The organism is Paracoccus sp. R86501 (assembly GCF_042466435.1).
In the GTDB taxonomy this organism is placed as follows: domain Bacteria; phylum Pseudomonadota; class Alphaproteobacteria; order Rhodobacterales; family Rhodobacteraceae; genus Paracoccus.
In genome coordinates this window covers 1,679,302-1,705,935 of record NZ_JAXHPZ010000001.1, presented here as the reverse complement: position 1 = coordinate 1,705,935, position 26,634 = coordinate 1,679,302, and the positions used below count along the sequence as shown (strand labels likewise).

Here is a 26,634-nt window from a genome sequence, read left to right as displayed (position 1 = left end):
ATGGCAGCGGCAAGGGAAGCAGCAGTGGCATCGGGTGGTCAGGGGCGGCCGCGGCATGTGGCCATCATCATGGATGGCAACGGTCGTTGGGCCACGGAACGAGGCTGGCCGCGGCTGGTCGGCCACCGTCGCGGCGCCGAACGCGTCAAGCAGATCGTGCGTGCCTGTCCCGACCTTGGCGTTGACTGGCTGACCATCTATGCCTTCTCGACCGAGAACTGGAAGCGTTCGACCGAAGAGGTGCTGGGTCTGATGAAGATCTTCCGCCGTTATATCGAACGCGAAGCCGTGGGCATGTCCGCCGAAGGGGTGCGCATGCGCTTTATCGGCGGTCGCGACCGGCTGGACCCCAAGCTGCAGGCGCTGATGACCGCGATCGAGGCCCGCACCGCCGGCAACACGCGGCTGAACCTGACCGTGGCGATCAACTATGGCGGGCGGGACGAAATCCTGCGCGCCTCGAGCCGTCTGGCGAATAAGATCGCGCAGGGTGAAATCACGCAGCCGTCGGAAAGCGATCTGGCCGACTGCATGGACACCGCCGATCAGCCGGACCCGGATCTGGTCATCCGCACCTCGGGGGAAACGCGCACGTCGAATTTCCTGCCGTGGCAGGCGGCCTATGCCGAATATGAATTCACGCCGACGCTGTGGCCTGACTTTACCCCCGATCATCTGGCGACCATCCTAGATCGCTTCGGCATGCGCGACCGGCGTTTCGGGGGCGTATGACGGGCGGGGCTGGCAGCAAAGCGGGCGGGCGTTGGGGCGATCTGTCCCGGCGCATCGCCTCGACATTGGTGCTGCTGGCGATCGGCGTGCTGCTGGCCGTGGCACAGGGACTGTGGTTGCGTCTTGGCATGGCGGTGATTTCCGCCATCACCTTCTGGGAACTGGCGGCGATGACCGGCTGGAAATATCCGGCACGCCACGTCACCTTGTTCGGCCGCAGTCGCCCCGTGGCGCTGGCGGCCATCGCAGGGGTGTCTCAGGCGGTGGCGCTGACCTCTTTTGGATCATGGGCCTGGCTTGCGCTGCTGGTGCCGATCCTGCTGGGACTGCCGGGGGCGGCCCGTCGCGACCGCGGCACCTATGCCATCTTCGGTATTGCCATCATGCTGGTCGCCTATGAGCTGGTGGTCTTCCGCGAAAGCTTTGGCCTGAACTTCGTGCTGTGGCTGATGGGGGTGATCATCATCTCGGACACGGCGGGATATTTCTTTGGACGCATTATCGGCGGCCCCAAGTTCTGGCCAGCCCTCAGCCCCAAGAAGACCTGGTCCGGCACCATCGCCGGCTGGATTGGCGCCTGCCTTCTGGGCATCATCCTCTGGGCGACGGGCCAGGGGAACGCGACGCTGATCTGGGTTTCGCCGCTGGTCTGTTTTGCCGGCCAGATGGGCGATATTGCCGAAAGCTGGCTGAAGCGGCGCGCGGGGGTCAAGGACAGCAGCAACCTGATCCCGGGGCATGGCGGCTTCATGGATCGTTTTGACGCAGTGACGGGCGCCGTTCTGGCGACCATGCTGATCGGGTTCCTGACCAGCCTGCCCGTGGTGAACTGACCGATGCGACGCATTTCCATTTTTGGCGCGACCGGCTCGGTCGGGGCGAACGGCGTGGACCTGATCCGTCGCGGCGGCGGGGTGGATGATTATCAGGTCGTGGCGCTGACCGGGGGGCGCAATATCGAACGGCTGGCGCAGATGGCCCGTGACCTGCGCGCCGAGGTTGCCGTCACCGCCCATCCCGAACTGCTGGAGGACCTGCGCGCGGCCTTGGCAGGCAGCGATGTCCGCGCCGCTGCGGGCGAGGCTGCGCTGACCGAGGCTGCTGCCATGCCCGCCGATTGGGTTCTGTCGGCCATCGTCGGATCAGCCGGGCTGGCACCGGGGCTGACCGCGCTGGCGCAGGGTGGCGTGCTGGCGCTGGCCAACAAGGAATCGCTGGTCTGCGCGGGCGGTCTGCTGCGCCGGACGGGTCAGGTCAGCGGCGCGACGATCCTGCCGGTGGACAGCGAACATTCCGCGCTGTTTCAGGCGCTTGGCGGCGAAAGCCTCGACAGTGTCAAGGATGTGACCATCACCGCTTCGGGCGGCGCTTTCCGCGACTGGCCGCTGGAACGGCTGGCGGCGGCGACGGTGGCGCAGGCCTCGACCCATCCGAACTGGGCGATGGGGCAGCGCATCACCATCGACAGTGCATCCATGTTCAACAAGGCGATGGAGGTGATCGAGGCCAAGGAATTCTTCGGCCTCGCCCCAGAGCAGATCAATGTGCTGGTCCATCCCGAATCCATCATCCATGCCATCGTCAACCATATCGACGGCGGCAGCATCGCGCATTTGGGCGCGCCCGACATGCGCCACGCCATCGGTTACGCGCTGCATTGGCCCGAACGCCGCGCGCTGCCGGTGCCGCCGCTGGATCTGGCCCGCGCGGGCAGCCTGACCTTCCGCGCGCCCGACGAAATCCGCTGGCCCGCCCTGCGCCTTGCGCGCGAGGTGATGGCCGCGGGCGGAGCCGCCGGTGCGGTCTTCAACGCCGCCAAGGAACAGGCGCTGGACGATTTCATCGCCGGACGCATCCGCTTTACCGACATGTCCCCCCGGGTCGAAGCCACGCTGGACAGCCTGTCGGCGCAGGCGGGCTTTGGCGATGACCCCGACACCCTGCAAACGGTTCTGCACTGGGACGCGCTTGCACGACAAGAGGCCGCCGCATGACCGATCTGATCCTTGGCGCAGGCAACACCCTGTGGACGCTGGCATCCTTCGTGGTGGCATTGGCCGTCATCGTGACGGTGCATGAATACGGCCACTATATCGTGGGCCGCTGGTCCGGCATCCGGGCCGAGGTGTTCTCGGTCGGCTTCGGCCCGCGCATCGCATCGCGCGTGGACAAGCGCGGCACCGTCTGGCAGGTCGCGGCGCTGCCCTTGGGTGGTTACGTCCGCTTTCTGGGCGACGACAATGCCGCGAGCGCGGGGCCGGGGCGCACCGTCGATCCGGCGCTGCGGCGGCAGACATTGCAGGGCGCGCCTCTGTGGGGACGTTTTGCAACCCTGCTGGCGGGACCGGTCTTCAACTTCATCCTGTCGATCCTGATCTTTGGTGGCTTTGCGCTGTTTCAAGGCCTGCCGACCGCCGATCTGCGGTTGGGTCAGGTCTCCGAAGCGCCGCCCGCCATCACCAACCAACTGCTGCCGGGTGACAGGCTGTTGGCCGTGGGGGACATCCCGCTGGAGAACTGGGGCGATGTCGGGCGTGCCGCGCAGGACCTGCCCCTTGCCGCCCAGCAAGATTGGCGCGTGGAACGCGACGGCCAGCAGATGACCGTCGCAGGCCCGGATCCGATGCCCGCGCGGGTCTCGGGCGTGGCGCCGGGCAGCGCGGCGGCCGATGCCGGGCTGCGGGCCGGTGACGTGGTCACGGCCATCGACGGCCAGCCGGTCACACGCTTTACCCAGATGCGCGATGCGGTCGAGGCGGCCAAGGGCGATCCGCTGGCGTTGGATATCTGGCGCGCGGGCAGCGACCCCATTCAGGTCACGCTGCGTCCGAAACTGTCGGACCTGCCCGCCGAGGCTGGCGGCTATGAACAGCGCTGGCTGATCGGCGTGACCGGCGGCAACAGCTTCTTTTCCCCCGAAATGCGCCGCGCCGGCCCGATCGAGGCGATCGGCCTTGGCGTCGCCCAGACCTGGGGGATCATCGTGTCGTCGCTGACGGGGATGTGGGCGATGATCTCGGGTCAGATCGGCAGCTGCAATCTGGGCGGCGCGATCAGCATTGCCGAAAGCACGGGGCAGGCGGCCAGTGCGGGGGGCGCGAACTTCCTGTGGTGGATCGCGGTGCTGTCTGCGGCCATCGGCTTTCTGAACCTGCTGCCCATCCCGGTGCTGGATGGCGGGCACCTGGTTTTCTATGCCTATGAGGCGATCAGCGGCCGTCCCCCCTCGGATCGGGCGCTGAACCTTCTGACGACCGTGGGCATGGCGCTGGTGCTGGGACTGATGATTTTCGGCCTGACCAACGATCTTTTCTGCCCCTGACCCGCGATGCGCTTTTGACAGCCCCCTGTCGAAAGGGCTACACGATAGGGCAAAACGACAAGCCCGCGACGGGCGCGTGAAGGCTGAAAAGAGGGGCTTCGATGACACGGAAACTGGGCAAGGGCGCGGTGGCGCTGATGACGGCCTTGGCGATCACGGTGCCTGCGGGTCTGATGCCGGCGTCCGCAATGGCGCTTGTGTTCAACGACATCACCATTCAGGGCAACAGTCAGGTCGAAACCGCGACCGTCCTGTCGTTCCTGAACCTGCCGCAGGGGCGCGATGTCTCGCCCGGTCAGGTCAACGACGCCCTTCAGCGCCTTCAGGGATCGGGTCTGTTCGAAACCGTCGAACTGACCCCCCAAGGCAACCGCCTTGTCGTCACGGTCAGCGAATATCCCACGATCAACCGCATTTCCTTCGAAGGCAACCGCAAGCTGAAGGACGACCGTCTGGCCGAGATCGTGGGCAGCAAGTCGCGCCGCGTCTATAAGCCCAGCCAGGCCATTCAGGACGCGCAGACCATCGCCCAGATCTATGCGACCGAAGGCCGTCTGGCCGCGCGCGTCGATCCGCGCATCATCCGCCGCAGCGGCAACCGCGTCGATCTGGTCTTCGAGATCAAGGAAGGCGACGTCACCGAGATCGAGCGGATCAGCTTTACCGGCAACCGCGCCTTTTCCGACCGCCGCCTGCGCAACGTCCTGCAGACCAAGCAGGCGGGCATCCTGCGCACCTTCATCCGCCGCGACACCTTTGCCCCCGAACGCATCCCGCTGGATCAGCAGCTGCTGACCGATTACTATCGGTCGCGCGGCTATGCCGATTTCAAGGTGCAGGCCGTGGCGCCGGAAATTGCGCGCGAACGCGATGCCTTCTTCATCACCTTCAACATCAGCGAAGGCCCGCGTTACCGCTTTGGTCAGGTCAACACCGTGTCCGAGATCCCGGGCGTCGATGCGGCGGCCTTTGCCGAACAGAACCGGGTCGAACGGGGGGCGGTCTATAACCCCTCGGTCATCGACACGACCATCCGCCGCATGGAGACCATCGCGATCCAGCAGGGCCTGAACTTCGTCAACATCGAGCCGCGCGTCACGCGCAACCCCTCGAACCAGACGCTGGACCTGACCTTTGCGTTGACCCGTGGCGAGCGTATCTTTGTCGAACGCATCGACATCGAAGGCAACACGACCACGCTGGACGAGGTGATCCGTCGCCAGTTCAACACGGTCGAGGGCGACCCCTTCAACCCGCGCGAGATCCGCAATTCCGCCGAACGCGTCCGCGCGCTTGGCTATTTCGCCGATGCGCAGGTGGAAACGCGTCAGGGCAGCGGCCCCGATCAGGTCATTGTCGGCGTCGCCGTCGAGGAACAGCCGACCGGTTCGCTGTCCTTCGGTGCGTCCTATGGCGTGAACTCGGGCGTCGGCCTGAACGCATCCGTGACCGAGGACAACTTCCTTGGCCGCGGCCAGCAGGTCGGCCTGCAGATCTCGACGGCCAGCGGCGATCGTGCGGCGGGGATCACCTTCGCCGAGCCGTTCTTCCTTGGCCGCGACCTGCGGTTCGGCTTCAGCGCGAATTACAATGAAACGGACAGCCTGAATTCGGATTACGACACCCGCTCGATCCAGATCCAGCCGTCGATCGAATTCCCGATCTCGCAGAATGGCCGGATCGAGCTGCGCTACAAGATCGCCAAGGATACCCTGCGCGACGTCACCGACGAAAGCTCGATCCTGCTGCAGAACGAGGAAGGGTCGCGCGTCACCTCGGCGCTTGGCTATACCTATTCCTGGGACTCGCGCCGCACGGGTCTGGACCCGCTGACGGCCTATCGGTTCCGCTTCTCGCAGGACTTCGCAGGCGCGGGCGGCGACACCAAGACGGTGACGACGACGGCCCTGGCGGGTGTCGAAAGCACCGCCTGGCGTGAGGAAGTGACCCTGCGCGGCGAAGTCGAGGCCGGCGCCATCTATACTTACGGCGATTATTCGACCTGGATTCTCGACCGCTTCCGCACCGGCAACCGCATCCGCGGCTTTGAAAGCAACGGCTATGGCCCGCGCGATCTGGCGGCGGAAAACCAGGATGCTATCGGCGGCAACTATTACTGGGCGGCGCGCGCCGAAGCACAATTCCCTATCGGCCTGCCCGAGGAATACGGCATCACCGGCGGTCTGTTCGCGGACGTCGGCTCGCTTTGGGGGCTGGATAACACGGCTGGCACCAATGACGCCGAGGTCGATGACGACATGTATGTCCGCGCCGCCGTGGGTGCCTCGATCTTCTGGACCACGCCCATCGGTCCGCTGCGCTTCAACTTCTCGAAAGCGTTGCAACAGGAAGATTACGACGAAGAACAGAACTTCGACCTGACCATCCAGACCCGGTTCTGATGACCGGGATGATCGCAAGATTGCGCATGATGGGGGCGGCCGGGATGATCCTGGCCGCCCTTTCGCCGATGTCGGGCATGGCCCAACAGCCCGAGGTGACGCCGCAGATGCCCGGATCGGACCCCGCGCAACCGACACCGCCCTTGCCTAGCAGCACCATCACCACGCCCGGCACGTCCGAACAGGCGGTCAACGCCCCGATCCTGACACTGGATCAGGATGTGCTGTATCTGTCGTCGGATTGGGGCATGCGCGCGCAGGCCCAGTTGGAGGCCGAAGGCGACATCATCACCGCCGAGAACGAGCGTCTGACCAAGCTGCTGTCGTCGGAAGAAACCCGGCTGACCGAACAGCGCGGCACCCTACCGCCCGCCGAATTCCGCAAACTGGCCGAGAGCTTTGATCTGCGCGCCACCGAAGTCCGCCGCGAACGCGCGCAGGCCGTGCAGCAGCTGAATTCCTGGGCCGAGGCCGATCGCAGCGCCTTCTTCCGCGCGGCGTTGCCGATCATGGGTCAGATCATGCAGGAACACGGCGCGGTGGCGGTGCTGGACCGCCGCACGCTGTTCGTGTCGCTGGACGCCATCGATGTGACGCAGGACCTGATCACCCAGCTGAACGACGAATTGGGCGACGGTAAGGGCGCGGTGCCCCTGCCGCAGGAGGCAGAGGCCGAAGGTTCAGGGCAGGCGGGCGATCCGCTCGGCCAGTAGGTCGAATAGACCGTCGCGGTTGACCTGCCGCAGGAACAGCGCGTTGGGTTCCCGGTCGGTCACACGCCACCAGTCGGCGACGGTCATGCCAGTGGTGTAACGGCCCTCGGTCTCGATCTGAACGTTGATGTGGCGCCCCTTGAACAGGTCGGGGCGCAGCAGCCAGGCGATGGTGCAGGGGTCGTGCAGGGGCGCGCCGAGGCTGCCGTATTTTTCCTTGTCGAACCGTTCGAAGAAATCGGTCCAGCCTGCGACGGCAGGTCCGCAGCGTCCGGGCAGTGCGGCCATGCCATCGACCCATTCACGCGACGTTAGCGCCGAATGCGTCACGTCCAGCGGCAGGACCACCAGCGGCACGCCCGCGTCAAAGACCTCGGCTGCGGCTTCGGGATCGACATAGATGTTGAATTCGGCGGCGGGGGTGATGTTGCCCACCTCGAAATAGGCCCCGCCCATCAGGACGATCTGTTGCACGCGACCGATGATGTCAGGCGCACGGCGGAAGGCCTCGGCGATGTTGGTCAGGGGGCCGATGGGGACCAGCGTAATGCTGCCCGACGGTTCCTTGCGTAGTGTCTGAATGATGAAATCGACGGCATGCATGTCCTGAAGCGGCACGGTCGGATCGGGCAGGGCGATGCCGTCCAGGCCGGTCTTGCCATGCACATGTTCGGCGGTGACCAGATCGCGTGACAGGGGCCGGTCGCAGCCTGCAAAGACGGGAATGTCGGGACGCCCTGCCAGTTCGATGATCTTGCGGGCGTTCACCTGCGTCAGGTCCAACGGCACGTTGCCCGCGACGGCCGTGATGCCCAGAACCTGCAGTTCTGGCGATGCCAAGGCAAGCAGGATGGCCACGGCGTCGTCCTGACCGGGGTCCGTGTCGATGATGATCTTCTGCGCCAATCCATCCTCCTGATTTGCTTATCGTGCAGATGATTGCGCCAGCATGACAAAAGGCGCAAGCAATATGCCTGCGCCTTTCGGGACTTGGATGAAACTGTTGCGGATCAGCCGTCCAGATTGACCTGCTCGATCAGGTCCAGCGCCTTGGGGCGCAGCGCCGAGATTTCCGACAGCGGCAGGTCGTCGGGGGTGAATTCACCCCAGCTTGCCACCAGCTCGGATTTGTTGACGCCGTCCTTGACCGGGAACTCGTTGTTGGTCTCGGCATAGATGTGCTGGGCTTCGTCGCTGACCAGAAACTCCATCAGCTTCAGCGCCGCATCGCGGTTCGGGGCGGCCTTGGTCATCGCCACGCCGGACACGTTCACATGGGTGCCGCCATCCTCGAAGGTCGGGAAGACGATGCGCACGGATTCGGCCCATTCCTTCTGTTCGTCATCCTTCAGCATCGCACCCATGTAATAGGTGTTGCCAAGGCTGATGTCGCATTCGCCGGCCCAGATGGATTTCACCTGATCGCGGTCGCCGCCTTCGGGACGCTTGGCCAGATTGTCCTTGATGCCCTGCAGCCAGGTCAGGGTCTCTTCCTCGCCGTGGTGGGCCAGGAAGGCCGCGGTCAGCGCAACGTTGTAATCGTTGGTGAAGCTACGGGTGCAGATGCGACCCTTCCACTTGGGATCGGCCAGATCCTCATAGGTGGTCACATCGCCATCGGCGACACGCTCGTTATGGGCATAGACGATGCGGGCGCGGGTCGTCAGGGCGAACCACTGGTTGTCCTTGTCGCGCAGATCGGCGGGGATGACGTCCAGCATCTCGTCTTCGACGGGCTGGGTCACGCCGGCGTCCTTGACCTCGCCCAAGCGGGCGACATCGACGGTCAGGACCAGATCGGCGGGGGAACGGTCGCCCTCGGCCTGCAGACGTTCGACCATGCCCTTGTTGACAAAGGCGGTGTTGACGGTGATGCCGGTTTCCTTGGTGAAGGCATCGAACAGCGGCTGGATCAGTTCGGGCTGGCGATGGGAATAGACGTTCACTTCTTCGGCCAGTGCAGGCATGGCGGTGGCGCCAAGCAGCGAGGCAAGGATCAGGTGACGCATGTAAGCTCCTGTCATCGTGTTATGGGGTCGCGGATATGATGTCCTACCAAAGCTGTCAAGAATTTGCGCTGCGGCAACCCGCCTTTCGCAGCGTCGCGCGCACGGGGTCCATTGACCGCGCACGGGCGGCGCGCTAGGGCGCAGGGATGGCAAGAGCACCCCTTCTTCAACTATCCGATATCTCGCTGACCTATGGCGGCGATCCCGTTTTCGACGGCCTGTCCCTGAACGTCCAGCCCGGCGACCGCGTCGCGCTGGTCGGGCGCAACGGCTCGGGCAAATCCACCCTGATGAAGGTCATGGCGGGCTTTGTCGAAGCCGACAAGGGCGAGGTCGTTCTGTCGGCCGGCGTCTCGACCGGCTATATGGAACAGGATCCCGATCTGTCGGGCTTTGCCACGCTTGGCGATTTCGCGCGTGACGGGTTGGACGACAGCGAAGGCTATCTGGTCGACATGGCCGCGGAAGGGTTGAAGTTCGACCCCGACCGCCCCGTCGACACCGCATCGGGCGGCGAACGTCGCCGCGCGGCGCTTGCGCGCCTGCTGGCGCGTGCGCCCGAACTGATGCTGCTGGACGAACCGACGAACCACTTGGACATTCAGGCTATCGGCTGGCTGGAAGAACATCTGTCGCAGACCCGTGCGGCCTTCGTGCTGATCAGCCACGACCGTGCCTTTTTGCGCCGCCTGACCAAGGCGACGCTGTGGATCGACCGCGGTCAGGTCCGCCGTCAGGAACGCGGCTTCGAGGGCTTCGAGGATTGGCGCGAAGCCACCTGGGCCGCCGAAGACGACGCGCGCCACAAGCTGGACCGCAAGATCAAGGCCGAGGCCCGTTGGGCCGTCGAAGGCATCAGCGCACGTCGCAAGCGCAACCAGGGCCGTGTGCGCGCTCTGGCCGATCTGCGCAGTGAACGCAGTAGCCAGATCCGCCGTCAGGGCACCGCCGCCATGGCGCTGGAATTCAGGTCCGACCAGCGGCAAGAAGGTGGTCGAGGTGCAGGGCATTTCCAAGACCTTCGGCGATCGGGTGATCCTGGCGCCCTTCGATCTGCGCATCCAGCGCGGCGATCGCATCGCCTTCGTCGGCCCGAACGGTGCCGGCAAGACGACGCTGATCAAGATGCTGACCGGAGAGATCGCGCCCGACGAAGGCACGGTGACCTTGGGCACCAATCTGGAAATCGCGGTGTTCGATCAGGCCCGCGCGGCGCTGAACCCCAATCAGACCCTGTGGGAATCCCTAACGGGCGACCCGGACATGAGCGTGTCGGGCCGTGCCGATCAGGTCATGGTGCGGGGCGTGCCCAAGCATGTCGTGGCCTATCTGAAGGACTTCCTGTTCGACGACGGTCAGGCGCGTGCGCCCGTGCGCAGCTTGTCGGGTGGTGAAAAGGCGCGTCTGTTGCTGGCCAAGCTGATGGCCAAACCCTCGAACCTGCTGGTGATGGACGAACCGACCAACGATCTGGACGTGGAAACGCTTGACCTGTTGCAGGATCTGCTGGGCGAATACGACGGCACCGTCATGCTGGTCAGCCACGATCGTGACTTCATCGACCGCGTCGCCGACACCACCGTCGCGATGGAGGGTGATGGCCGCGCGACCGTCTATGCCGGCGGTTGGAGCGATTACCAGAACCAGCGTCAGCAGCCCGAACCTGTATTGGCCGCACCAGCCGCGCGTCAGGCGACGGGGACGGCGACACCGGCCAAACCCGCAGCGGAAACGCCGCGCGAAGGGCTGACCTTTACCGAAAAGCACCGCCTCGAGGAGCTGCCTTCGGTTCTGTCACGCCTCGAGGCCGAGATCGCCAAGCTGACCGAGTTCATGTCTGACCCGGAACTCTTCACCAAGGCACCGGCCAAGTTCGAAAAGGCCAGCCTTGCGCTGAGCGAACGTCAGGCCGCCTTGGCCGATGCCGAAGAAGAGTGGCTGGCACTGGAAGAAAAGGCCGCGGGTTAAGCCCCGCGGTCGATGTGATCGCGCAGCCAGTCGTGCGCGAAGGCGATCTTGGTGCGGACCGGCCCGGTCAGCACGAAGGGATAGAGGTCCGGGTTGTCCAGCGCGCGGTTGATGTCATTCACCGCGATGGCAATCTCGGCGGCGACGGACAGCAGGCGAGGCGTGTCGGTTTCCTGATAGGGGCTGAAACCCTCGGGGACGCTGGACATCGACAGGCCCGCGCTGACGAAGCTGTCGGCGAAATCCACCAGATGCAGCAGATGCGCGACCGTCTCGGCCCAATCCTCATGCGGGTGGGCGGTGGCATAGCCGGTGATATAGTCACGCCCCGGATCACGCGGATCGGCATAGTGACGCTTGAGCGCAGCGCCGTAATCCTGCCGTTCGTCGCCGAACAACTCGCGGAAGGCAGGCTGGAAATCGGGTGAGCGGGCCAGCCGGTCGAACAGGAAATGCGCGATCTCGTGGCGGAAGTGCCCGACCATCGACCGGTACTGTTCGCCCAGATCCAGCTGACGCTTCAGGCGGATCAGCTCATCGGCCTCGGTGACGTTGATAGTGATCTCGCCCGCGGCATGACCCATGATGATCTGCTGGGCGCGACCGCCGGTATTTTCCGACAGCATCTGGAAATGCGGGCGGCGACCGGCGTCATTGTCGTTGAACCAGTCCCATTGCGCCAAATTCGCCAGCACCCACCGCTTGGCGCGTTCGGTCGCCGACAGCAGATGCAGGTTGTCGCCCACATGCAGCACCGGCACGACATGCGACATCGCGCAGGACATGCAGCGGGTGCCCTGCGACCCCGTGGACCAGTTGCAGGCGATGGTCTGGCGGTTGCTGCAGGGAACGGCATCGACGACCATGGCGCGGGCATGGGGGTCATAGTGCAGCTGTTCGCCGCAGGTGCAGGTCATGTTGTGGAAATAAGCGCGGGTCCCGCAGGCGGGACAGGTGAAGCGTTGCATCGGACTTCCGGTTGGTTCGTGGCAGGGCACAAGCGCCGCCGGGCCCCCAAGGTTCCTGCCGTTCGCAGGTCGCGGTGCTTTTCGCAAGGGTTGACTTTGCCGGTGCGATGGGCCAATTGGCACGCACCGGCCGGGCATCTGCCCTTGGCCGGTTGATTGTTTTCAATAACACCCTTCGATGGGTGCGCTGTCCGACGGTGGGGAAACCCATGAACTTCGGCCCAAGGGTCGGGACCACAGGATGCGGTTGATAAGGGATAAGAAGCGATGTTCGCGGTTCTGAAAACTGGCGGCAAGCAGTACAAGGTGCAGGCGGGTGACGTCCTGCGCGTTGAAAAGCTGAATGCTGCAGCTGGCGACAAAGTCCAGTTCAATGACATTCTGATGGTCGGCTCGACCCTGGGTGCGCCCATGATCGAAGGTGCCTGCGTTCAGGCCGAAGTGATCGATCAGATCAAGGCTGACAAGGTCATCACCTTCGTCAAGCGTCGCCGCAAGCACAGCTCGCAGCGGACCCGTGGCCACCGCCAGCAGCTGACGCTGCTGCGTGTGACCGATGTGCTTGAAAAAGGCGCGGACAAAACCGGTGTCAAAGCAGCAATTGGTGCACGCACCAAGGTTGCCGACGCAGCTGAAGCCTAAGGAGAACAACCCATGGCACATAAAAAAGCAGGCGGTTCATCGCGCAACGGTCGCGATTCGGCCGGTCGCCGTCTTGGCGTCAAACTGTTCGGTGGCCAAGCGGCCATCGCGGGCAACATCATCGCACGTCAGCGCGGCACCACCTGGTGGCCGGGCGTGAACGTCGGCATGGGCAAGGATCACACCCTGTTCGCGCTGACCGATGGTCACGTCAGCTTCAAGAAGGGCCTGAAAGGGCGCACCTTCATTTCGATCGTCCCCGCGACGGTCGAGGCTGCCGAGTAACCCAAGCGTAACATTCCGATGTTAAAAGGGGGGATCGGCGCAAGCCGGTCCCCCCAGCTGTTTAATCATTCCGATTTCCAGCCAGTTTCCGGGGGAGGGAACATGGTAATGTCTGCACCGATGAGAGAGGGCACCCGTCTGGATGACCTCAAGGCGAATGATCCGACGCAATTGAGCCAGGCGATCATTCCAACCGCGCGATTTACCCTGCGCCCCTTGCGTCCTTCGGATGCGGGCATGATCGCGCATTACACCGCCGATAAACGCGTGGCCCAAGGCACGCGCGCCATTCCGCATCCGCTGCCGCATGGCGCCTCGGAAAGCTTCGTCGCCCGTGCATTGGCCGCCGACCGAGGCGAGGATGTCTGGGCGATCGACGGGTCGCAGAACAAGCTCTCCGAACTGCTGGGCGTCGTGTCGTTGACCCGGATGGAGGGTGACCAGTCCGAACTGGGCTTCTGGATCGGCGCGGGCTTCTGGAACACCGGTTTCGCGACCGAGGCCGTCGCGGCGCTGGTCGCGGCCAATCCGCATGGCGCGCGCACCCTGTTCGCCGAGGCGTTTCAGGACAATGCCGGCTCGGCCCGCGTGCTGACCAATTGCGGCTTCGTCTATCTGGGCGACGCCGAAAGCTGGTCGGTGGCACGCGATGCACGGGTGCCGACCTGGACCTATCTGCGCAAGATGGCCTGATCGGATTCAGGGGGCGTCCGCGTCCCCTGAACCGATGCCATGCGGGAATTGCATATCGTGCATCCGGGGCATTGCAAAACCCGTGCGCGCGATTAAATCCTGCACATGACACAGCACATCCCATATTCGCTTCTGGACCTGTCGCCTGTCCCCGAGGGCAGCACCGCGCAGGATGCCATTCGCAACACCATCGACCTTGCGCAACACGCCGAGGAATGGGGTTATCGCCGCTTTTGGCTGGCGGAACATCACAACATGCCGGGCATTGCCAGCGCCGCGACCGCCGTCCTGATCGGGCTGGTGGCGCAGGCGACCAGCCGTATCCGGGTCGGCGCGGGCGGCATCATGCTGCCCAACCACGCGCCGCTGACCGTGGCCGAAGCTTTCGGGACGCTGGCCACGGCCTTTCCCGACCGCATCGACCTTGGCCTTGGCCGCGCGCCCGGGGGTGATGGCGCGGTGATTCGCGCCCTGCGCCGCGATCCAAGCGCGGATACCTTCCCGCAGGATGTGGTCGAACTGCTGGAGTATTTCGGCAACGAACGTCCCGATGCCGCCGTCCGCGCAATTCCGGGCGAAGGCACGCATGTGCCCGTCTGGATTCTGGGCAGTAGCACCTTCGGCGCTCAGTTGGCCGCGCATCTAGGCCTGCCCTATGCCTTTGCCAGTCATTTCGCGCCCGATGACATGGAGCGCGCCCTTGCGATCTATCGCGAAAGGTTCCGGCCTTCGCCTTGGGGGCAGAAGCCCTATGTCGTAATGGCCGCGAATATCTTTGCGGCTGATGATCCCGGCGAGGCTGCCTATCTGCGCACCACCATGCAGCTGGCTTTCGCCCGTCTGCGGACCGGCCAGCCCGGCAAGCTGCCGCGTCCCGTGCGTGACATTGATGCGGAAATCGGCGCCTCGGTCAGGCAGGGGGTCGATCGTGCCCTGCGGATCAGCGCCGTCGGCGGGCGCAACGAAGTGCACGACCAGATGGCCGCTCTGCTGCAGAAGCATCGCCCCGATGAGGTGATCCTGACCGGCCAGATCCACGACCATAAGGCCCGCCTGCGCAGCTTCGAGATCGCCGCCGAGGTGATGTCCGATCTGCCATCGGCCAACGCCGCCTGAAGCGCATGAAAAAGGCCCCGCCGGAATTCCGGCGGGGCCTTCTTGTGTCGTGATGTGGCCTGCGATTATTCGCGGTTGCCCATGAAGGACAGCAGGAACATGAACAGGTTCAGGAAGTCCAGATACAGCTGCAGGGCGCCCATGATGGCCGATTTTCCGATGAAGTCCGCATCCGAACCCGCCATCTGCAGATAGGTGTTCTTGATGTTCTGCGTGTCATAGGCCGTCAGACCCGCGAAGATCAGCACGCCCAGACCCGAGATCGCGAATTGCATCGCCGAGGATTGCAGGAAGATGTTCACGATCGAGGCGACGATCAGGCCGATCACGCCCATGATCAGGAAGCTGCCCCAACCCGAGATGTCCTTCTTGGTGGTATATCCCCAAAGCGACAGGCCCGCGAAGGCGATGGCCGTGACCAGGAAGGTCTGCACGATCGACACCGAAGTATAGACCAGGAAGATCGAGCTGATCGACAGCCCCATCAGGGCGGCGAAGGCATAGAACAGACCAGTGGCCGCGCCGACCGACAGGCGGTTCATCGCCGCGCCGAAGGCAAAGACCATCAGCAACGGGGCGAACATGATCACCCATTTAAGCGGCGAGGTATAGATCGCGGCACCCAGTCCCGTCAGCTGGCCATCAGCCGTGACAGCAGCCGTCGAAATGCCGAAAGCGGCCACGGCGGTAACACCCATGCCGACCGCCATCAGCCCGTAAACCTTGCTCATGTAGGCCCGCAGGCCTTCATCGACCACCGCACGGCGGGTGCCGACACCCTGCGCGGTGCGATAAGTGTTAAAATCTGCCATCGAACTCTCCTCTGTGAGGCAATCGGGGACGGACCCCTTGTGACCTTGAATATCGGTTGTCCGGCGATTTTTTTCAATGCCGTGCATGCGACGGATGGGCGCAATTACAGGGTTATGATGACCTTTCCGACAGCCCGCCTCTCACGCAGCAGATCATAACCTTCCTGAATGCGATCCAAGGGCAGCACCTTGCCCATGACCGGGTTCAGCAGACCCTGATCGAACAGTTGGAACAGTGCCTGCATGCTGGCGCGCAGAGCGGCGGGGTCCTGTTTTCGATACCCGCCCCAGTAGAAACCGTGGATAGAGATGTTTTTCACCAAGGCGTGGTTCAGGGGCAGTTCAGGGGGTTTTCCGCCCGCGAAACCGATGATCAGATGGCGGCCTTTGGGGCGCAGGGCGCGGAAGGCGGCGGCACCGGGGGCGTCCCCGACGGGGTCATAGACGACATCGGCGCCACCCATGTCGCGCAGGGCCTGACGCAGGTCGGGACAGTCGGCGCTGTCGATCACCTGATGGGCGCCAGCGGCTCTGACGGTCTGCAAACGGTCGGCCCCGCGGGCCACGCCGATGACATGCGCGCCAAGCGCGGCACCGATTTCGATGGCGGTCAGACCCACCCCTCCGGCGGCGCCAAGAACGACCAAAGTCTGACCCTTCGTTAACGAACCGGGCCCGGTCAGGGCTAGATGACTTGTCCCATAAGCCACCTGAAAGCCAGCGGCCTGTTCAAGGGTCATGCTGTCGGGAATGGCTTGCAGGGTGTCGGGACCGGTGGCCACGATCTGGGCCATGGTGCCGGGGCAGGACACGACGACGCGGGTGCCCGCGACCAGTCCCGACCCCTCGGGGGCCTCGATCACGGTACCTGCGCCCTCCAGTCCGGGGACGAACGGCGGGTCCTGCGGTTCCTGATAGGTCCCTTGCGCCTTGAGCAAATCCGCGAAATTCAGGGCTGCGGCCCCCATCCGCACCAAGACCTGCCCCGGACCGGCGACGGGGGGCGGACCGGTAGTGATGGAAGGCCCCTGACCGAGGGCAAGAATTTGGGCTTGGCGAATCATGTTTTCTCCCGGGAAGGCGCGCGTATGGCGGCATTGACGCTCAGGTTAGCCCAACCATCCGGTCCGGCACGTCCCGAAGGCTGTCACAGACCTGTCTTTTTGGTCAAGATCGGGCCCGTTAACCAAGAAGACACTGTAGAATTGTGCCTTCTCGTCGTACCACCTCTGTAGATTGAGCGAGGTTAGCGATGAAGCATAGTGTTGATGTTCATGTTGGTAAGCGTATCCGCCATCGCCGCTGGATGATCGGAATGACTCAGCAGCAACTGGCCGATAAGGTCGGTATCAAGTTCCAGCAGATCCAGAAGTATGAAACCGGGATGAACCGTGTTTCCGCTTCGCGTCTGTGGGATATTGCCCATGCGGTGGATGTTCCGGTCAGCTTCTTCTTCGAAGGGCTGCACGAAGGGGCCATGTCGCAGATCGTCGAGGGCGACATGTTCGCCGACAAGGAAGCTTTGCAACTGGTGCGTGCATATTACGCAATGCCGGAAGCACAGCGTCGGCAGATCTTCGAACTGGCCCGCGTCCTGTCGGACGCCGCCTGAACCGGGTGACACCGGAGTGAGAACAGGTCGCGCCGCATGATGAATGCGGGGCGACCTTTCCAATTCACGCAAGTGTCGTGACCGACGGGCCGTGCCCCGTTCGCGTCTGGCCCCTGCGCCGCATTCGGGTTACACCTGCGTCAACCGGCGACAGGGGACCATCATGCAGGACGCATCGCAGATCATTCGAACCGCGCATGACATGGCAGATGCCGCCCGCAAGGCGATCCTGCCCCTGTTCCGCAGCGACGATCTGGTCGCCGACAACAAGCGCCCCGCCGATTTCGACCCCGTGACGCAGGCCGACCGCGACGCCGAACAGTCGATGCGCGCGGTTCTGGCACGCCAGCGCCCCGATGACGCCATTCTGGGCGAGGAATTCGGACATGCTGCCGGCACCAGCGGCCTGACATGGATCCTGGACCCCATCGACGGCACGCGCGCCTTCATCAGCGGCACCGTCAGCTGGGGCGTGCTGATCGGGGTGTCGGACGGGCAGGACGTGATCTATGGCCTGATCGACCAGCCCTATACCGGCGAAAGATTCGAGGGCGGGTTGGGCCGCGCCCAGCTGACTGGCCCGCATGGCAGCCGTCCCCTGAAGGTGCGCGGCGGCGTGGCGCTGGAGGGCGCGACCCTGATGACCACCTTCCCCGAGGTCGGCACCCCGTCCGAGGCGCAGGCCTTCCGCCGCGTGGCCGATCAGGTGCGGCTGACGCGCTATGGGCTGGACTGCTATGCCTATGCGCTGCTGGCGCTTGGTCAGATCGATCTGGTGATCGAGGCCGGACTGCAATCCTATGACATCGCGGGGCCGCTGGCCGTCGTTCAGGCGGCGGGGGGCATCGTCACCGACTGGCAGGGCGGACCCGCGGCGCAGGGCGGACAGGTGATTGCCGCCGCCACGCCCGAACTGCACGCGGCCGCGCTGGCCCTGCTGGCGGGCTGACCCGCCACCACCACGCAAGACCATATCCGACAGAGGGGCCGCATGACCGACCACGACCGCCTGCAGATCGATCAGACCCCGAACCCCGACCAAGGGCCAGATCATGGGGACGAGGATTACGTCACCAGCCCCGAATTCCTGGGGCGGCTGGACGATGTTCTGGATCAGGGCGATCAGCCCGCCCTGAACGCGCTGCTGGAAAAGCTGCACGGCGCCGACATTGCCGACATCATCGAACAGCTGGCCCCCGCGCGCCGGCGCCTGTTCCTCGAGCTGTATGGCGCCGAGATCGACGGCGAGATCCTGTCCGAAATCGACGAATCCATCCGCGAAGAGGTGCTGGAGCTGCTGCCTCGCCACGTTCTGGCCGATGCCGTTCGCGAAATGGACAGCGATGATGTCGTCGATCTGGTCGAGGATCTGGACGACACCGACCGCGATGCCATCCTGTCGGCGCTGGACGACAGCGATCAGGCCGCCGTCCGCCAGTCGCTGGCCTATCCGGAATATTCCGCCGGTCGCCTGATGCAATCCGAAGTCGTCACCGCCCCCGAGCATTGGACCGTCGGCGAGGCCATCGACTTCATGCGCCGCGAGGAATGGCTGCCCGAGCAGTTCTATCACATCATTCTGGTCGATCCGCGCCGCCACCCCATCGGCTATGTCACGCTTGGCCGCCTGCTGGCGTCGCGTCGCGATGCCGTGCTGCGCGATATGGCCGAAGACAGCTTCCGCACCATCAGCGCCTATGCCGAGGAAGCCGATGTCGCCTATATCTTCAACCAGTATCACCTGATCTCGGCGCCTGTCGTAGACAGCGACGACCGGCTGGTCGGCGTCATCACCATCGACGATGCCATGGCCGTTCTGGACGAGGAACACGAAGAGGACATCCTGCGTCTGGCAGGTGTGGGCGACGAATCCAGCATCTCGGACAGCGTGCGCCAGACAGTGCGCCAACGCGTGCCGTGGCTGGCCACCAACATCCCGACGGCCCTTGCCGCCGCCGCCGTCATCGCCTTCTTCGAGGGCGCGATTTCCCAGCTGGTGGCGCTGGCGGTGCTGATGCCGATCGTGGCCTCGATGGGGGGCAATGCAGGGACGCAGACGCTGACCGTCGCGGTGCGGGGTCTGGCGACGCGCGACCTGTCGTCCTCGAACGCGCTGCGGGTCGTGCGGCGTGAAATGGCCGTGGGCCTGATCAACGGGCTGGTCTTTGGCGCGATCATGGCGGCCATCACCTTCCTGTGGTTCCAGGACCCCTGGCTGGCGGCGGTGATCGGCATGGCCATGGTCATCAACCTGATGGTGGCGGCGCTGGCGGGCATTCTCGTGCCACTGGCGCTGAACAAGCTGGGGGCGGACCCGGCGCTGGCCTCGGGGACCTTCGTCACGATGATGACCGATGTGATCGGCTTCATGGCCTTCCTCGGGCTGGCCTCGACGGTCCTGTTGTGACCGATAAGGCGGCATTGCGGCGAATGGCCTTGCAGGCGCGCGGGCTGGGGGGCGATCAGGCGGCGCTGGACCGCAACCTGATCGCGGCGCTTGCCCCCCATGCGGCGGCGGTTCTGGCCGGATACTGGCCGATGCGCGATGAGGTCGATCCCCGTGCCGCCATGGCCGCCCATGACGGCCCGCTGTGCCTGCCCGTGGTGACAGGCAAGGACCGCCCGCTGGTCTTTCGCGCATGGCGGGACCAACCGCTGCAGGTGGGGCCTTTCGGCACCTCGCACCCCGCGCCGGACGCGCCGGAACTGACCCCGCAGGTGCTGATCGTGCCGCTGGCGGGCTTTGACAGGCAGGGCAACCGCCTTGGCTATGGCGGCGGTTTCTATGACCGGAGCTTGCAGGTCCTACGCGAATCGGGGCCGGTGACGGCCATCGGCATTGCCTTTGCCTGTCAGGAACTGCCCGCCATTCCCGCCGAGGATTACGACCAACCGCTGGATCTGATCGTCACCGACCGCGAAACCCTGACTTTCCTGCGCTGAAATCGGCACCGCGTGGCATTTGGGCACCCCCTGTTGGCAAGCTGGGGATGACAGCCGGGCAAGCCTGTGGATATCTGCGGGACAGCTCCATGCAGCCGACTGACATCACAGGATTTTTCGGCATTGCTCGGTGATTGCCATCGAAAATCGGCGCTTCCCTGTGCACGAATCCCCGCCGGTGGATACGGGCGGCCTGTCAACGTATAAACCCATGGTTTCGCGGAAATAAATGCGTTGCACCCCTTTGGGGCCGGCGGCAACCTGACGCGATATGCCGCAGCGGCACAGGATGTGGGCGAAGGGCGCATATCCCAAGGACTACGGATGACCGGCGGCACGGGTTTCACGCGTGCGGCCACCGGGCGGTCGTCACGCGTCGCGCGGTCCAAGGCAGGCAAGTACAGGACGCGCTGACATGCAGATCGAAGGTCGTTTCCACCAATCCCGTGACGGGGCCTTTGGCGATATCGCCTTTGTCACCCGCATGGTGGCCCGCGCGCCTGATATGGACGACATCGAGGTTGAACAGCCGGGCGACCCTGTCACGGTGCCCGCCGCCTTCAGCCAGATCGCGACCGAGGTCATGGCGCAGTCGTATTTCCATCACGCAGGTGTCCCTGCCATCGTCAGGCCCATCCCCGAAGAGGGCGTGCCCGACTTCCTGTGGCGACACGAGGCCGATCTGGCCGCCCTTCAGGACCTGCCCGCCGAACAGCGCTTTGGCGCGGAAACCGACGCGCGGCAGGTCTTTGACCGCATCGCGGGGGCCTGGGCCTATTGGGGGTGGAAGGGCGGCTATTTCGACAGTCCGGATGACGCCCGCGTCTACATGAACGAGACGCGCGCGATGCTGGCCCGCCAGATGGCGGCGCCCTCGCTGGAACAATGGCAGATGACGGGGCTGCATTGGGCCTATGGCATCGCCAGCGGGCCGCAGGGCTTCCGGGTCGCTCCGGCCACGGGCACGCCGGTCCGCGCCGAGGCCTGCCACCCCCGCCCGCATGGCTGCTTTATCCAGTCGGTCAGTGACGACCTGCTGGAGGACGGCGGCATCATGGACCTGTGGCAGCGCGAGGCGCGGCTGTTCAAGCAGGCCAGCGGCAGCGGCACGAACTTCAGCGATCTGCGCGGCGCGGATGAGGCCCTGTCGCGGGGCGGCTCCTCTAGCGGGCTGATGGATTTCCTGCGCATCGGCGATCGTGTGGCAGGGGCGATCAAGCCCGGCGGCCACAAGCGGCGCAGTGCCAGAATGGCGATCTGCGACATCGACCACCCCGAGGTCGGCGATTTCATCGACTGGAAGCTGGAGGAGGAGAACAAGCTCTCCAGCATGATCGCGGGGGCGCATCTGCATCAGCGGCACCTGAACGCGATCCTTGCGGCGGTCGCGGGCGGGGGCGCCGATCCAGCGGGAAATCCCGCGCTGACGCAGGCCATGCGCGATGCGCGCGACGCGATGATCCCCGAGGGCATGATCCTTCGCGTGCTGCAATATGGTCAGCAGGGCTTCACCAGCATCCAGTTCCCCGGTTTCGATACCGATTGGGACGGGGCGGGCTATGCCAGCATCTCGGGTCAGAACAGCGACAACGCGGTCCGCGTCAGCGATGCCTTTTTGCGGGCGGTTCAGCAGGAGGCCCCTTGGGCGCTGCTGCGCCGGACCGATGGCGGGATCGCGCAGACCGTTGATGCCGCCGAACTCTGGGCGCAGATCGGCAATGCCGCATGGGCCAGCGCCGATCCTTCGGTGCAATTCGACGACACGATCAATGCATGGCACAGTTGCCCGCAGGATGGCCCGATCCGGGGCAGCAGTGCCGCGGGCGAATATCTGTTCCTTGACGACACCGCCTGCATCACCGCCACGCTGAGCCTGCCGGCCTTCCTGAGCGATGGCGCCTTCGACGCCGAAGGCTTTGCCCATGCCACCCGCCTGATGACCCTGACGTCCGAGATTTCGGTCGCGATGGCGCAATTCCCCACGGCCCGTATTGCGCAACGCAGCTTCCATTTCCGCCCCCTGGGGCTGGGATATGCGGGTCTGGGCAGCCTGCTGATGCGGATGGGGCTGGGCTATGACAGCGATCAGGGGCGTGCAATCGGTGCGGCGATCACCGCGCTGATGACCGGCACCGCCTATGCCACCAGCGCCCGGATGGCGGCGCGGGTGGGAGCCTTTGCGGGGCATGCGCGCAACGCCGCTGATATGCTGCGGGTCATCGCCAACCACCACGCGGCGGCGCATGGCTCAGGCGATTACGTCGGGCTGAACAGGCCGCCGGTGCCGCTGGACGCGGATGCCTGTCCCGATCAGGCGCTGGTCGCCCAGGCCCGGCAGGCGTGGGACATGGCCCTTGATCTTGGTCGGGCGCATGGGTTCCGCAATGCACAGGCCAGCCTGCTGGCAGGCGATGCGCAGATGGCTTTGGGTCTTGATTGCGATACCCGAGGGCTGGACCCCGATCACGCGCAGGTCAGGTTCAAGGTCGGCCACGGCCAAAGCCCCGCCAAGGTCATCAACCCCGCGATCCCGCAGGGTTTGGCGGCGCTTGGCTATGACGACGGTCAGATCGCCCGCATTGCGGCCCATGCCACGGGCCATGGCACCTTGGTCGGCTGTCCTACGATCGGTCACCAGGCGCTGGCTGCCAAGGGTTTCGGTCCGTCGCAGCTGGATCGGATCGAGGCCGCGCTGGCGGGCGCCTTCAACATCCGCTTCGTCTTCAACCAATGGACTTTGGGGCGGGACTTCTGCCGCGGCACCTTGGGCATCGGGGCCGATCTGCTGGCCGATCCGGGCTTTGACCTGCTGGCGCATCTGGGCTTTTCGCAGGCGCAGATCGAGGCGGCGAACGACCATGTCTGCGGCACCATGACGATCGAGGACGCCCCCGATCTGCGCCCGCAGGATCTGCCGGTCTTTGACTGCGCCAGCCCCTGCGGCACGCGCCAACTGTCGGTGGACGGCCAGTTGCGGATGATGGCGGCGATACAGGGCTTCCTGTCGGGTGGGATCGCCAAGGTGCTGCAACTGCCGAACGCGGCCAGCATCGCCGACACGCTGGCGGTGCATGACGCGGCCTGGACCCAAGGCCTGAAATGCAGCGCCATCCACCGCGACGGATCGCGCCTTTCGCAACCCGTCGCGCGCTCGCTGTTCGGCGAGGATGAGGATCTGCAGGCGGTCATCGACGCCCAGCCCCGCCAGCGTGCCAGCATCATGGCCGAGCGCATTGTCGAGCGGATCATCGTCAAGGAAATCCGCTCTCAGCGCGAGAAGCTGCCCTTGCGCCGCAAGGGGTACACACAGAAGGCCAGCGTCGGCGGGCATAAGGTCTATCTGCGGACCGGCGAATACGACGATGGCAATCTGGGTGAGATCTTCATCGACATGCACAAGGAAGGCGCGGGCTTCCGCGCGATGATGAACAATTTCGCCATCGCGGTCTCGGTCGGCCTGCAATACGGCGTGCCGCTGGAGGAATTCGTCGATGCCTTCACCTTCACCCGCTTCGAACCGGCAGGCACGGTGCAGGGCAACGACAGCATCAAGAATGCGACCTCGATCCTGGATTACGTCTTCCGCGAACTGGCCGTCAGCTATCTGGACCGCACCGATCTGGCTCATGTGAAACCCACGGGCGCCAGCTTCGACGATCTGGGCGAGGGTGAGCGCGAGGGCGAGGCCCCCAAGGCCGATCCCGCCATCCAGCCGCTGACGATGCTGCGCCAGATCAGCAGCGCCGGCTATCTGCGCAAGCGCCTGCCGCAGGAACTGATGGTGCTGCAGGGGGGTGCCGCGCGCATGCATGGGCAGACCGCCCTGCAGGTGGCACCGCAATATTGCGCCGCTTGCGGTCACGACAGCATCCGGCAAGAGGGGGCATCCTGCCGTTGTGGCACATGCGGATGGACAGGCGGCACATCCTGAAGTCTGCGCGACCGGTCACGGATACTCTTTTGCGGGCAACGACTTGGCGTTAGGCTGGGAACAGCGGGACGCGGGGCCGTCTTGACGCGGGTGCGGGGTTTGTCCTTCACTGCGCCGATATCGTCGGCCCCCGTGGACCGGCGCAACGACAAGGGGCGCTTGGCGCCAAGGGGGTCGCGATGACCAAGATTACACCTGTTCTGATGGCGGGCGGTTCGGGGACTCGGCTTTGGCCGGTGTCGCGCAAGAGCTTTCCCAAGCAGTTCGCCCAGCTGATCGGGGACGAGACGCTGTTCCAGGCCAGCGCACGCCGCCTGTCGGGGCCGGATTTCAACGATCCGGTGGTGATGACCAACAGCGATTTCCGCTTCATTGTCGCCGAGCAGCTGGAACAGGCCGCCATCCAGCCCGGCCAGATCATGATCGAGCCCGCGGGCCGCAACACCGCGCCTGCCATCCTTGCCGCCGCGATGATGGTCGCGGCCAATGACCCCGAGGGTCTGGTGCTGGTCGCACCCTCGGATCACGTCATCCCGAACGTCGAGGCCTTTGTCGCGGCCGTCCGCGATGGTGCCGCGGCCGCGCAGCAGGGTCGCATCGTCACCTTCGGCATCACCCCCGATCGCCCCGAAACCGGCTATGGCTATCTCGAGCTGGCCTCGACCGGCGCGGGACCGCAACCGCTGGCGCGCTTTGTCGAAAAGCCCGATGCCGAACGCGCCGCGCAGATGGTCGAGGCCGGGAACTACCTGTGGAACGCGGGCATCTTCCTGTTCAGCGCCCGCGCCATGATCCAGGCCTTCCGCGACCACGCCGCCGATTACATCGAACCCGTGCAGGCGGCGCTGGATCAGGCGCAGATGGACCTGGGCTTCCTGCGGCTGGCCAAGACGCCCTGGCAGGGGCTGCGCGACGAATCCATCGACTATGCGGTGATGGAAAAGGCCGACAACCTCAGCGTCGTGCGCTTTTCGGAACGCTGGTCGGACCTTGGGGGCTGGGACGCCGTCTGGCGCGAGGCTCTGGGCCATGCGCCCTCGGATCTGGGCGTGGTCACGGACCGCAATTCGACCGCGATCGATTGCCGCGACGTGCTGCTGCGCTCTGACAGCGACGATCTGCAGGTCGTGGGCATCGGGCTGTCGGACGTGATGGTGGTGGCGACCTCGGATGCGGTGCTGGTGGCCGACAAGTCACGTGCGCAGGACGTGCGCATGGCCGTGACCGCGCTGAAGGAAAAGGGCGCCAAGCAGGCGCAGGCCTTCCCCCGCGATCACCGCCCCTGGGGCTGGTTCGAGACGCTGGCCCTTGCCGACCGCTTCCAGGTCAAGCGCATCGTTGTGAAACCCGGCGCGGCGCTGTCGCTGCAAAGCCATGTCCATCGGTCCGAACATTGGATCGTGGTGTCGGGCACGGCGCGGGTCACGGTGGATGAAAACGTCACGCTGGTGACGGAAAACCAGTCGATCTATGTCCCCCTGGGCGCCGTCCACCGGATGGAGAACCCGGGCAAGGTACCGATGGTCCTGATCGAGGTCCAGACCGGCAGCTATCTGGGCGAGGACGACATCATCCGCTACGAAGACGTCTATTCCCGCAGCAGCGCAGACTGACCGGCGCATGCCCCGCCAAATGGGCGGGGCGGCCGTGTCACATCGCGTCGCGAACCTGATCGATGCTGCCGGCGATGCCTGCACGCGGCACGCCGCGCAGCATCTGGTCGCCGATGATGAAGGTCGGCGTGCCCTGGATTGCCATGGTCTCGCCCAACTCGCGGTTGCTGACCAACACCTGCGTCACCTCATCCGAGGTCATCTGGGCGATGACCTTGTCGGCATCCACGTCGATCTGGTCGGCCAGCTTGCGCAGAGCCTCTTCGTTGGCGGGGCTGCGCAGGGTGATCAGCGCGTCATGGGCGGCCTTATAGGCGTCGTCGCCCGCGATCTGCTTGACGGCGATGGCAAAGCGGCTGGAAGCCTCGCTGTCCTGACCAAGGATCGGAAATTCCTTGATGATCAGACGGATATTGCCGTCATCCTCGACGGCATCGACGACCTCTTTATTGAACTGGCGACAAACGCCGCAGCGATAATCCATGAATTCGACCATGGTCAGATCGCCATCGGGATTGCCGCCGACCCAGCTGTGACCGTCATCGAAGATCGCGTCGTGGTTCTGGGCGACAAGATCCACGTCGTTCTCGGCGGCCTGTTCGGCCTGACGGCTTTCCAACTCGTTGATCGATTCGATTAGCACCTGCGGATTGGCCATCAGGTATTCACGCACCGCGGCACCAAAGTCGGTTTTTTCGGCATCGGTCATGGCACCGATGTCGAAGGCCATGGCGGGGCCGGTCAGCAGGGGGGACGCGCCAAGCAGCAGCGCGGCGATCAGGCGTTTCATGGTGGGAACCCTTCGGTTTTTCTTTGCGGCAGCTTGGACCGGGTGTCCGGCGATGGCAAGAATACCCCCGAACAAGGCTGCGT

At 64.8% G+C, this 26,634-nt stretch carries 22 protein-coding genes and 1 pseudogene; 17 read left to right on the top strand and 6 right to left on the bottom strand.

Annotated features, from left to right (window positions below; all coding sequences use genetic code 11):
• From uppS to SJY40_RS08245, 6 genes are all read left to right on the top strand, one after another.
• Positions 1 to 732, top strand: coding sequence for a polyprenyl diphosphate synthase (gene uppS, locus SJY40_RS08270; RefSeq protein ID WP_378944905.1), 732 nt, complete (start codon positions 1 to 3; stop codon positions 730 to 732).
• Positions 729 to 1,565, top strand: coding sequence for a phosphatidate cytidylyltransferase (locus tag SJY40_RS08265; protein WP_378944902.1), 837 nt, complete (start codon positions 729 to 731; stop codon positions 1,563 to 1,565). The genes uppS and SJY40_RS08265 overlap by 4 nt, the downstream gene beginning before the upstream one ends.
• A 3-nt stretch (positions 1,566 to 1,568) precedes the next feature.
• The gene (dxr, locus tag SJY40_RS08260; protein WP_378944899.1) at positions 1,569 to 2,726 is read left to right on the top strand and encodes a 1-deoxy-D-xylulose-5-phosphate reductoisomerase; all 1,158 of its coding nucleotides are present in this window, start codon (positions 1,569 to 1,571) and stop codon (positions 2,724 to 2,726) included.
• A complete protein-coding gene (gene rseP, locus SJY40_RS08255; protein WP_378944896.1) occupies positions 2,723 to 4,054 on the top strand; it encodes an RIP metalloprotease RseP in 1,332 nt (443 codons plus the stop codon). The genes dxr and rseP overlap by 4 nt, the downstream gene beginning before the upstream one ends.
• Positions 4,055 to 4,155: 101 nt before the next feature.
• Positions 4,156 to 6,456 (top strand): outer membrane protein assembly factor BamA, encoded by a 2,301-nt coding sequence (bamA, locus tag SJY40_RS08250; protein ID WP_378944893.1) that lies wholly within the window; start codon positions 4,156 to 4,158, stop codon positions 6,454 to 6,456.
• Complete coding sequence (locus SJY40_RS08245; RefSeq protein ID WP_378944890.1) at positions 6,456 to 7,169, top strand: OmpH family outer membrane protein; 714 nt, start codon at positions 6,456 to 6,458, stop codon at positions 7,167 to 7,169. The genes bamA and SJY40_RS08245 overlap by 1 nt, the downstream gene beginning before the upstream one ends.
• On the opposite strand, the gene SJY40_RS08240 is transcribed toward SJY40_RS08245, so the two are convergent.
• Positions 7,137 to 8,075, bottom strand: a complete 939-nt coding sequence (locus SJY40_RS08240) for a nucleoside hydrolase (RefSeq protein ID WP_378944888.1) — start codon at positions 8,073 to 8,075, stop codon at positions 7,137 to 7,139. The two genes, SJY40_RS08245 and SJY40_RS08240, sit on opposite strands and share 33 nt — an antisense overlap.
• Before the next feature lie 104 nt (positions 8,076 to 8,179).
• Positions 8,180 to 9,178, bottom strand: coding sequence for a Fe(3+) ABC transporter substrate-binding protein (locus SJY40_RS08235; protein WP_378944885.1), 999 nt, complete (start codon positions 9,176 to 9,178; stop codon positions 8,180 to 8,182).
• A gap of 146 nt (positions 9,179 to 9,324) precedes the next feature.
• Here SJY40_RS08235 and SJY40_RS08230 point away from each other — a divergent pair.
• Positions 9,325 to 11,146, top strand: a pseudogene (locus SJY40_RS08230) (ABC-F family ATP-binding cassette domain-containing protein).
• Here SJY40_RS08230 and SJY40_RS08225 read toward each other — a convergent pair.
• Entirely contained in the window at positions 11,143 to 12,114 is a 972-nt protein-coding gene (locus SJY40_RS08225; RefSeq protein WP_378944882.1) for a putative zinc-binding metallopeptidase, read from the bottom strand. The pseudogene SJY40_RS08230 and the gene SJY40_RS08225 sit on opposite strands and share 4 nt — an antisense overlap.
• 267 nt (positions 12,115 to 12,381) lie before the next feature.
• Between SJY40_RS08225 and rplU the strand changes: the two genes are divergently transcribed.
• From rplU to SJY40_RS08205, 4 genes are all read left to right on the top strand, one after another.
• Entirely contained in the window at positions 12,382 to 12,756 is a 375-nt protein-coding gene (gene rplU / locus SJY40_RS08220; protein ID WP_072297697.1) for a 50S ribosomal protein L21, read from the top strand.
• Between the two features lie 12 nt (positions 12,757 to 12,768).
• Positions 12,769 to 13,041 carry a 50S ribosomal protein L27 gene (gene rpmA, locus SJY40_RS08215; RefSeq protein ID WP_072297698.1) on the top strand — a complete coding sequence of 91 codons (273 nt, stop codon included), beginning with the start codon at positions 12,769 to 12,771 and terminating at the stop codon, positions 13,039 to 13,041.
• A gap of 120 nt (positions 13,042 to 13,161) precedes the next feature.
• Positions 13,162 to 13,734, top strand: a complete 573-nt coding sequence (locus SJY40_RS08210) for a GNAT family N-acetyltransferase (RefSeq protein WP_378944878.1) — start codon at positions 13,162 to 13,164, stop codon at positions 13,732 to 13,734.
• 117 nt (positions 13,735 to 13,851) lie between these two features.
• The gene (locus SJY40_RS08205) at positions 13,852 to 14,850 is read left to right on the top strand and encodes an LLM class flavin-dependent oxidoreductase (protein WP_378948324.1); all 999 of its coding nucleotides are present in this window, start codon (positions 13,852 to 13,854) and stop codon (positions 14,848 to 14,850) included.
• Between the two features lie 65 nt (positions 14,851 to 14,915).
• On the opposite strand, the gene SJY40_RS08200 is transcribed toward SJY40_RS08205, so the two are convergent.
• Both SJY40_RS08200 and SJY40_RS08195 read right to left on the bottom strand, forming a co-directional pair.
• Positions 14,916 to 15,662, bottom strand: a complete 747-nt coding sequence (locus SJY40_RS08200; RefSeq protein ID WP_378944875.1) for a Bax inhibitor-1/YccA family protein — start codon at positions 15,660 to 15,662, stop codon at positions 14,916 to 14,918.
• Between the two features lie 104 nt (positions 15,663 to 15,766).
• Positions 15,767 to 16,726 carry an NADPH:quinone oxidoreductase family protein gene (locus SJY40_RS08195; RefSeq protein ID WP_378944872.1) on the bottom strand — a complete coding sequence of 320 codons (960 nt, stop codon included), beginning with the start codon at positions 16,724 to 16,726 and terminating at the stop codon, positions 15,767 to 15,769.
• Positions 16,727 to 16,914: 188 nt separating this feature from the next.
• Here SJY40_RS08195 and SJY40_RS08190 point away from each other — a divergent pair, with 188 nt between their 5' ends.
• The 6 genes from SJY40_RS08190 to SJY40_RS08165 all read left to right on the top strand — a co-directional run bounded on the left by SJY40_RS08190 (position 16,915) and on the right by SJY40_RS08165 (position 25,761).
• Entirely contained in the window at positions 16,915 to 17,274 is a 360-nt protein-coding gene (locus SJY40_RS08190; protein WP_072297702.1) for a helix-turn-helix domain-containing protein, read from the top strand.
• A gap of 163 nt (positions 17,275 to 17,437) precedes the next feature.
• Positions 17,438 to 18,223: an inositol monophosphatase family protein gene (locus SJY40_RS08185; RefSeq protein WP_378944869.1), complete on the top strand. Its 786-nt coding sequence runs from the start codon at positions 17,438 to 17,440 to the stop codon at positions 18,221 to 18,223.
• 42 nt (positions 18,224 to 18,265) lie between these two features.
• The gene (gene mgtE / locus SJY40_RS08180) at positions 18,266 to 19,681 is read left to right on the top strand and encodes a magnesium transporter (RefSeq protein WP_378944866.1); all 1,416 of its coding nucleotides are present in this window, start codon (positions 18,266 to 18,268) and stop codon (positions 19,679 to 19,681) included.
• 23 nt (positions 19,682 to 19,704) lie between these two features.
• Positions 19,705 to 20,217 (top strand): 5-formyltetrahydrofolate cyclo-ligase, encoded by a 513-nt coding sequence (locus SJY40_RS08175; RefSeq protein ID WP_378948322.1) that lies wholly within the window; start codon positions 19,705 to 19,707, stop codon positions 20,215 to 20,217.
• Positions 20,218 to 20,632: 415 nt separating this feature from the next.
• Positions 20,633 to 24,148: a vitamin B12-dependent ribonucleotide reductase gene (locus SJY40_RS08170; protein ID WP_378944863.1), complete on the top strand. Its 3,516-nt coding sequence runs from the start codon at positions 20,633 to 20,635 to the stop codon at positions 24,146 to 24,148.
• A 179-nt stretch (positions 24,149 to 24,327) separates the two neighbouring features.
• The gene (locus SJY40_RS08165) at positions 24,328 to 25,761 is read left to right on the top strand and encodes a mannose-1-phosphate guanylyltransferase/mannose-6-phosphate isomerase (protein ID WP_378944861.1); all 1,434 of its coding nucleotides are present in this window, start codon (positions 24,328 to 24,330) and stop codon (positions 25,759 to 25,761) included.
• A 37-nt stretch (positions 25,762 to 25,798) separates the two neighbouring features.
• Here SJY40_RS08165 and SJY40_RS08160 read toward each other — a convergent pair whose 3' ends face one another.
• Entirely contained in the window at positions 25,799 to 26,551 is a 753-nt protein-coding gene (locus tag SJY40_RS08160) for a DsbA family protein (protein WP_378944858.1), read from the bottom strand.
• Positions 26,552 to 26,634: the final 83 nt, after the last annotated feature.

What these genes read in the sequence shown, in the direction of transcription:
- uppS (WP_378944905.1), top strand. Translation starts at nt 1, where the DNA reads ATGGCAGCGGCAAGGGAAGCAGCAGTGGCATCGGGTGGTCAGGGGCGG.
- SJY40_RS08265 (WP_378944902.1), top strand. Translation starts at nt 729, where the DNA reads ATGACGGGCGGGGCTGGCAGCAAAGCGGGCGGGCGTTGGGGCGATCTG.
- dxr (WP_378944899.1), top strand. Translation starts at nt 1,569, where the DNA reads ATGCGACGCATTTCCATTTTTGGCGCGACCGGCTCGGTCGGGGCGAAC.
- rseP (WP_378944896.1), top strand. Translation starts at nt 2,723, where the DNA reads ATGACCGATCTGATCCTTGGCGCAGGCAACACCCTGTGGACGCTGGCA.
- bamA (WP_378944893.1), top strand. Translation starts at nt 4,156, where the DNA reads ATGACACGGAAACTGGGCAAGGGCGCGGTGGCGCTGATGACGGCCTTG.
- SJY40_RS08245 (WP_378944890.1), top strand. Translation starts at nt 6,456, where the DNA reads ATGACCGGGATGATCGCAAGATTGCGCATGATGGGGGCGGCCGGGATG.
- SJY40_RS08235 (WP_378944885.1), bottom strand. Translation starts at nt 9,178, where the DNA reads ATGCGTCACCTGATCCTTGCCTCGCTGCTTGGCGCCACCGCCATGCCT.
- SJY40_RS08225 (WP_378944882.1), bottom strand. Translation starts at nt 12,114, where the DNA reads ATGCAACGCTTCACCTGTCCCGCCTGCGGGACCCGCGCTTATTTCCAC.
- rplU (WP_072297697.1), top strand. Translation starts at nt 12,382, where the DNA reads ATGTTCGCGGTTCTGAAAACTGGCGGCAAGCAGTACAAGGTGCAGGCG.
- rpmA (WP_072297698.1), top strand. Translation starts at nt 12,769, where the DNA reads ATGGCACATAAAAAAGCAGGCGGTTCATCGCGCAACGGTCGCGATTCG.
- SJY40_RS08210 (WP_378944878.1), top strand. Translation starts at nt 13,162, where the DNA reads ATGAGAGAGGGCACCCGTCTGGATGACCTCAAGGCGAATGATCCGACG.
- SJY40_RS08200 (WP_378944875.1), bottom strand. Translation starts at nt 15,662, where the DNA reads ATGGCAGATTTTAACACTTATCGCACCGCGCAGGGTGTCGGCACCCGC.
- SJY40_RS08195 (WP_378944872.1), bottom strand. Translation starts at nt 16,726, where the DNA reads ATGATTCGCCAAGCCCAAATTCTTGCCCTCGGTCAGGGGCCTTCCATC.
- SJY40_RS08190 (WP_072297702.1), top strand. Translation starts at nt 16,915, where the DNA reads ATGAAGCATAGTGTTGATGTTCATGTTGGTAAGCGTATCCGCCATCGC.
- SJY40_RS08185 (WP_378944869.1), top strand. Translation starts at nt 17,438, where the DNA reads ATGCAGGACGCATCGCAGATCATTCGAACCGCGCATGACATGGCAGAT.
- mgtE (WP_378944866.1), top strand. Translation starts at nt 18,266, where the DNA reads ATGACCGACCACGACCGCCTGCAGATCGATCAGACCCCGAACCCCGAC.
- SJY40_RS08175 (WP_378948322.1), top strand. Translation starts at nt 19,705, where the DNA reads ATGGCCTTGCAGGCGCGCGGGCTGGGGGGCGATCAGGCGGCGCTGGAC.
- SJY40_RS08170 (WP_378944863.1), top strand. Translation starts at nt 20,633, where the DNA reads ATGCAGATCGAAGGTCGTTTCCACCAATCCCGTGACGGGGCCTTTGGC.
- SJY40_RS08165 (WP_378944861.1), top strand. Translation starts at nt 24,328, where the DNA reads ATGACCAAGATTACACCTGTTCTGATGGCGGGCGGTTCGGGGACTCGG.
- SJY40_RS08160 (WP_378944858.1), bottom strand. Translation starts at nt 26,551, where the DNA reads ATGAAACGCCTGATCGCCGCGCTGCTGCTTGGCGCGTCCCCCCTGCTG.